The following is a 6,000-nucleotide window of genomic DNA, read 5'->3' as shown; positions in this document are numbered from 1 at the left end:
ACCGGGGTTCTGGCGTTTGGGCGTCGTGAAAGAACATGCAACACCTCTCCCGCAGCATTTCACAGCCGCGATAACGGAAAGCACGACTCCGTTTTTAAAACGTATTTCCCTAGTGCGTTAATGCGATTCAAAATTTCGCAAAATCAATCTAATAAGCATTAAATAACCAATCTCCTAAAGTTTCTCTAAAACCCGCCGATACATGCGTTTGTAGTTTTTAACTACGAATTAAAAAAACACGCTACATCGACAAGAATCCGGGGGCTTCCGCGTGCGCGCTTGCGCACGGGAGGCGAGAAACATGCAATGCCGATGGAATAACCACGCGCGCAGCGACACACTGCGCCCTTTGTGCTCGCCCGCACCTCCGTGCGCCGGGCCGACATGCCCCACGTGCGCGCCGCCGCACAGCACCGCATTTCGCCGCTCCCATTTCTCCAGTCGCTTCAATCCGTGCGCGCAGCAAACGCGCGCCTGCTGTCGTTTCTGTTCCATCACCAAGGAGAATCCATGAAGTTGTCCAGAACCTGCGGTGCCGTGCTGGCCGCCGCCGCTATCGCGGCGCTGAGCGCCTGCGCGACGGAGTCGTCGCGTTCGCTGCCGGTCCCGCCGGTCGCGAGCGCGCAGCGCCCGGCCGTCGGCAAGCCGGTGCAGATCGCAGTTGGCAAGTTCGACAATCGCTCGAGCTATATGCGCGGCATCTTCTCCGATGGCATCGACCGTCTCGGCGGGCAGGCGAAGACCATCCTGATCACGTCGCTGCAGCAAAGCGGGCGCTTCAGCGTGCTCGATCGTGACAACCTCGACGAGATCCGCCAGGAAGCCGGCTTCACGAAGAAAGCCCAGGTGATCAAGGGCGCGAACTACGTCATCACCGGCGACGTTACCGAGTTCGGCCGCAAGGAGGTCGGCGACCACCAACTGTTTGGCATTCTCGGAAGCGGCAAGAACCAGATTGCGTACGCGAAGGTGAACATCAACGTTGTCGATGCCACGACTTCGGAAGTGGTCGCTTCGGCGCAAGGTGCAGGCGAATACAGCCTGTCGAACCGCGAAATTATCGGCTTCGGCGGCACCGCGAGCTACGACTCGACGCTCAACGGCAAGGTGCTCGAGCTCGCGATCCAGGAGGCAGTCAACCATCTGGCCGATCAGGTCGACGCGGGCGCGCTGCGCACCGCACATTGAGCACGCGCGTCGTCCGCGTTTCACGCTCGATCACAACAACTACGCATACGGGGTTTTCAATGAAATACATCGGCACGCTTCGGGGACTCTGCCTGCCCGTCACGGCAGCGACGCTGCTGCTCGCGGGCTGCGCGAACACCACGCCGCCGCTTTACCAGTGGACCGGCTATCAGCCCGCGGTCTACGACTACCTGAAGGGCCAGAAGGCGCCGCAGGAACAGATCGATGTGCTCGAGAAGTCGCTGCAGGAGATTCGCGCGAAGGGCAACACGCCGCCGCCGGGCTTCCATGCGCAGCTGGGCATGCTGTACGCCAACGTCGGCAACGACACGCAAGCCATGCAGGAATTCGACGCCGAGAAGCATCTCTTCCCGGAGTCGACGACCTATATGGACTTCCTCATGAAGAAACCGAAACAACAATAAGCGAGCGTACCGATATGTCCAGATTCTCTTCCCTCAAGCTCGGGCTGGCCCTCTGCGCGCTCGCGCTGCTGGCCGCCTGCGCGCAGCCCGTCAGACACGCGGACTACACGGCGTTCAAGAGCGCGCGTCCGCGCTCGATCCTCGTGCTGCCGCCCGACAATGCGACGACCGACGTGAATGCGTCGAACAGCATGCTCTCCCAGATGACGATGCCGCTCGCCGAAGCGGGCTACTACGTGATTCCGGTCGCGGTCATGGAGGAGACGTTCAAGCAGAATGGTCTCACGACGGCAGGCGATATCCAGCAGACCTCGCCCGCGAAGCTGCGAGAGATTTTCGGCTCCGACGCGGCGGTGTATTCGAAGATCACGCAATTCGGCACGCAGTATCGCGTGCTCGACAGCGCGACGGTCGTCACGGCGTCGGCGAAGCTCGTCGATCTGAAGAGCGGAGACGTGCTTTGGCAAGGCTCAGCGACCGCGAACAGCAACGAGGGCAATAACAGTAGCGGCGGCGGTCTGATTGGCATGCTCGTGATGGCGGCGATCAAGCAGGTCGCGAATTCGCTGACCGACAAGAGCCACGATATCGCTGGTGTCACGAGCTATCGCCTGCTGCACGCGGGGCCGCCGACCGGTCTGCTCTACGGTCCGCACTCGCCGAAGTACGGTACGGACTGACCGGCACCCGCGTTGGACCAAACAAAAAGGCCCGTCACCGAAGTGACGGGCCTTTTTCATTCTGGCTCCGAAACGCGTCGCACTAGAGCGCGACTAACGCGATCAGCGCTCCAGGAACGGCCGCAGCTTGTCTGCGCGGCTCGGGTGCATCAGCTTGCGCATTGCCTTGCTCTCGATCTGGCGAATACGCTCGCGCGTCACGTCGAACTGCTTGCCCACTTCTTCGAGCGTGTGGTCCGAAGTCGTGTCGATGCCGTAGCGCATACGCAGCACCTTGGCTTCGCGCGGCGAAAGCGCCTTGAGCGCTTCGTCGATGGCAGCGCGCATGTTCGCGTGGATCGCGGCGTCGGCCGGCGAGGCCGAGCCTGCGTCCTCGATCATGTCGCCGAGCGTCGCGTCGCCGTCGTCGCCCACCGGGCTTTCGAGCGAGACCGGTTGCTTGGCGATCTTGAGGATGCCGCGCACCTTCTCTTCGGTCATGCCCATGCGTGCGGCGAGGTCCGCCGGATGCGCTTCCATGCCCGTTTGCTGCAAGATCTCGCGCGAAATGCGGTTGAGCTTGTTGATCGTTTCGATCATGTGCACCGGCACGCGGATCGTGCGCGCCTGGTCGGCGAGCGCACGCGTCACGGCCTGACGCACCCACCACGTCGCGTACGTCGAGAACTTCCAGCCGCGGCGATATTCGAACTTGTCCACCGCCTTCATCAGGCCGATGTTGCCTTCCTGAATCAGGTCGAGGAACTGCATGCCGCGGTTGACGTACTTCTTCGCGATCGAAATCACGAGACGCAGGTTGGCCTTGACCATCTCGCCCTTCGCCTGACGCATCTTCGATTCGGCAACGGTCATGCGGCGATTGATCGCCTTGATCTGCTGCAGCGACAGCGATGCGGCCGCTTCGATCTCGGCGAGCTTGCGCTGTTCTGCCTGGATAGCCGGCAGGCTGCGCTCGATCGCGGGACCGTACTTGCTCGACGCGGCTGCGGCGCGCACGCCCCAGTCCAGATCGGTTTCGTGACCCGGGAACTGCTCGATGAAGGCTTCGCGCGGCATGCCGCAGCGATCGACGACGATGGAGAGCACATTGCGCTCGATCGCGCGAATTTGCGCGACCTGCTCGTGCAGCAGCGAGCACAGGCGGTCGATGGTGCGAGCCGTGAAGCGGATCGGCGCGAGTTCCGTCTGGATGTCGGCGCAGATCTTCATTTCCGAGGCCGACGCACGCGCATTGGCGTCCGAGGTGCAAGCCATCTGTTCGAACAGCGTGCGAACGCGCGCGAAGATCGCGAGGCTGTCTGCCTTCAACTGTGCGAGCAGGGCTTCGTTCGCCTTGCTGTTGTCGGCGTCGGCGTCGTCTTCGTCATCGCTCGAATCGTCCGATTCTTCTTCGTCGGAGGCCGCTTCGACGTCTTCGCTGGCGTCGGCTTCGGCCGCGGCCGGTTCCTGTGCGGCTTCGTCGCTGCCGATGCCGTCGACGAGTTCGTCGATGCGCATTTCGTCAGCCGCGATGCGGTCGGCGTCGGCAAGGATGGTCGCGACGATCGACGGGCATGCCGCGATCGCCTGGATCATTTCCTGGAGACCGTCTTCGATACGCTTCGCCACTTCGATTTCGCCGGCGCGCGTGAGCAGCTCGCTCGAGCCCATTTCGCGCATGTACATGCGCACGGGGTCGGTGGTGCGGCCGAATTCGGAGTCGACCGTCGAGAGCGCGACTTCGACTTCTTCGTCGGCTTCGTCGTCGGCCTGCTGGTCGGCGCGGGAATCTTCGTTCAGGAGCAGCGTGTCGGCGTCGGGCGCCTGTTCGTACACCTGCACGCCCATGTCGTTGAACGTGGCGACGATCGTTTCCAGCGCGGCCGTCTGCGCGAAGTTGTCGGGCAGATGGTCGTTGATGTCCGCGTGCGTCAGATAACCGCGCTCACGGCCGAGCTTGATGAGCGCCCGCATTTGATGCTGGCGTTTTTCGAGTTGCGAGCCTGCGTCCATGGGCGTCGTATCGCCGGATTTGTCTTTCGACGAACGGCGTGCGGGGCGGGCAGACGAGATCAGCGCGTCGTCCCGGTCATGGCTTGTCAATACATTCTCCTCGAAGGGATAGCCCGACAAGGGCAAAAAGGGTCACGCGCCAGCGGCGTGGCGTCCTGGCGATGACGAAATTGCAGGGGAGTGGGCGGGGCGCATGCCGGTCCCGCCAAGCGAGCGCCAAACGTCGAAGACGTGGCAGCCTGGATTTTCGTGCAATGCAGAAAGACCGCGTATGGTAGTGCGTTACTGCATGCGAGGCAACCTGAATCGTCGTGTTTGCGGCACATTGTCCGCCTTCAGGGTCGTACCGCTTGCTAGCGCTCCACCTTACATATCTCCTACATAAGTGCGTTAGACCATTTTTCAAGCGAATAGTTCACGTATTTGTCACTCGCTCGGTGCCTGGCGCTCTGTTGTTCCCCACTAATCCCGTTGCCGGATCGTCGTGCGCGGCAACGCTCACGCACGAATCGCGACAATACGTTGAACGCGTTTGCCGGAAGAGCGGTTGACCGCGTCCTCGTCGAGCGCGAGCGTCGTGCCCTCGAGCGCGCCCGTCACGAGCGCGGGGTCGAAGGCACTATATAGACGCCCCGCAGGGTCGCGTGCGCTGTCGCCTTCGGTTACGCGCCAGCTCAGGTACAGCACGCCGCCGGGCGTGAGCAGCTCGACGAGGCGGCGGCAGGCCGGGCCGATCTGCGCGACAGGCAAATGCATGATCACGGTTTCGCAGAGGACGTTGTCAAAGCTCGCGGCCGGTACATTCTCCAGATCGGGCAACGTGGCAAGGCCGAACGCGTATTGCGGGTATTCAGCGGCAGCCTGCGCGATCAAACCCTGCGACGCGTCGTACCCGGCCGCCGGATAACCGTGTGCGTTCAGCCACGCCACGTCGCGCCCCGATCCGCACCCGATATCGACTGTCCGTCCCTCGGGGCGGAAATGCTGCGTGAGATGCGCATAGAGGTCGTCCGGCTCGGGCTGGTTCGCCCATTCGGCTGCGTAGCTTGCGGCGCCACTCGTGTACGTCTCGATCGTCTTGGAGTCCATATGGGGCTCGGAGTCCTTGGGGACAAGGGGAAGGGACGCTTCGAGACTAGCCGAACCATGTACCGGCAGGCAGTAGTGCGGCGATACCGGTATGGTCGCTGCCACGCATGTCTGCAGGAACGCACGCGTCAGGGCGGGAATTCGTCGTACTGGGGGAGCGAGTCGCCGATCTCGAACCAAGGCGCTTTCGAGCGCACGAAGATATGGCCGGCGGGCCGGATGTCGGGCGCATCAGTCAGCGTGCCGAGCGTTACGTGCACATAGGCTCCTTCGCGCACAACTGAATAGAGCAGCGAGCCGCAGCGGCCGCAATGCACGTCATGGGCGGCCTGAGGGTCGCCGTAGACCAGCGTCTGCGCTTCGCCCTCGGTCAGGCGCAGCGCCTCGCTTTCGATGCCCGCAAAGGGCTTGAATGCGGACCCGGTCGCGCGGCGGCACTGCGAGCAGTGGCAATTGAATGCATAGCGGAATGCATTCGCGACCGCATAGCGCACGGCGCCGCAAAGGCACTGCCCGCGCAAAGTAGCGGGAGCATTCGTGTGGACGGGGGAAGTGTCGGCGGACATGGTGGACGCGGTGCTCGGGTAGCGAATCTCACACACTGCAAACGGGCGGCTGCGGTGCGA

At 62.7% G+C, this 6,000-nt stretch carries 6 protein-coding genes; 3 read left to right on the top strand and 3 right to left on the bottom strand.

Features of this window, described 5'->3' with window-relative positions:
- Positions 1–510 precede the first annotated feature (510 nt).
- The 3 genes from U5A57_RS24155 to U5A57_RS24145 are packed head-to-tail and all read left to right on the top strand — an operon-like array spanning position 511 to position 2,293.
- Positions 511–1,188, top strand: a complete 678-nt coding sequence (locus U5A57_RS24155) for a CsgG/HfaB family protein (RefSeq protein WP_321914154.1) — start codon at positions 511–513, stop codon at positions 1,186–1,188.
- Positions 1,189–1,247: 59 nt separating this feature from the next.
- On the top strand, positions 1,248–1,613 hold the full coding sequence (locus U5A57_RS24150; protein WP_321914153.1) for a DUF4810 domain-containing protein: 366 nt from the start codon (positions 1,248–1,250) through the stop codon (positions 1,611–1,613).
- Between the two features lie 14 nt (positions 1,614–1,627).
- Positions 1,628–2,293: a DUF799 domain-containing protein gene (locus U5A57_RS24145; protein ID WP_321914152.1), complete on the top strand. Its 666-nt coding sequence runs from the start codon at positions 1,628–1,630 to the stop codon at positions 2,291–2,293.
- Positions 2,294–2,395: 102 nt separating this feature from the next.
- Here U5A57_RS24145 and rpoD read toward each other — a convergent pair whose 3' ends face one another.
- The 3 genes from rpoD to U5A57_RS24130 form a co-directional block, all read right to left on the bottom strand.
- Positions 2,396–4,375, bottom strand: coding sequence for an RNA polymerase sigma factor RpoD (gene rpoD, locus U5A57_RS24140; protein ID WP_321914151.1), 1,980 nt, complete (start codon positions 4,373–4,375; stop codon positions 2,396–2,398).
- Positions 4,376–4,783: 408 nt separating this feature from the next.
- A complete protein-coding gene (locus tag U5A57_RS24135) occupies positions 4,784–5,374 on the bottom strand; it encodes a class I SAM-dependent methyltransferase (protein WP_321914150.1) in 591 nt (196 codons plus the stop codon).
- Positions 5,375–5,502: 128 nt separating this feature from the next.
- The gene (locus U5A57_RS24130; RefSeq protein WP_321914149.1) at positions 5,503–5,940 is read right to left on the bottom strand and encodes a GFA family protein; all 438 of its coding nucleotides are present in this window, start codon (positions 5,938–5,940) and stop codon (positions 5,503–5,505) included.
- Between the last annotated feature and the right edge of the window lie 60 nt (positions 5,941–6,000).

Source organism: Paraburkholderia sp. J11-2, assembly GCF_905220185.1.
Lineage (GTDB): Bacteria > Pseudomonadota > Gammaproteobacteria > Burkholderiales > Burkholderiaceae > Paraburkholderia.
Note: the sequence above shows the minus strand (reverse complement) of the source record. Positions and strands in the feature narration are given on the sequence as shown.

Coding starts and splice junctions, on each gene's coding strand:
- U5A57_RS24155 (WP_321914154.1), top strand. CDS start 511: ATGAAGTTGTCCAGAACCTGCGGTGCCGTGCTGGCCGCCGCCGCTATC.
- U5A57_RS24150 (WP_321914153.1), top strand. CDS start 1,248: ATGAAATACATCGGCACGCTTCGGGGACTCTGCCTGCCCGTCACGGCA.
- U5A57_RS24145 (WP_321914152.1), top strand. CDS start 1,628: ATGTCCAGATTCTCTTCCCTCAAGCTCGGGCTGGCCCTCTGCGCGCTC.
- U5A57_RS24135 (WP_321914150.1), bottom strand. CDS start 5,374: ATGGACTCCAAGACGATCGAGACGTACACGAGTGGCGCCGCAAGCTAC.
- U5A57_RS24130 (WP_321914149.1), bottom strand. CDS start 5,940: ATGTCCGCCGACACTTCCCCCGTCCACACGAATGCTCCCGCTACTTTG.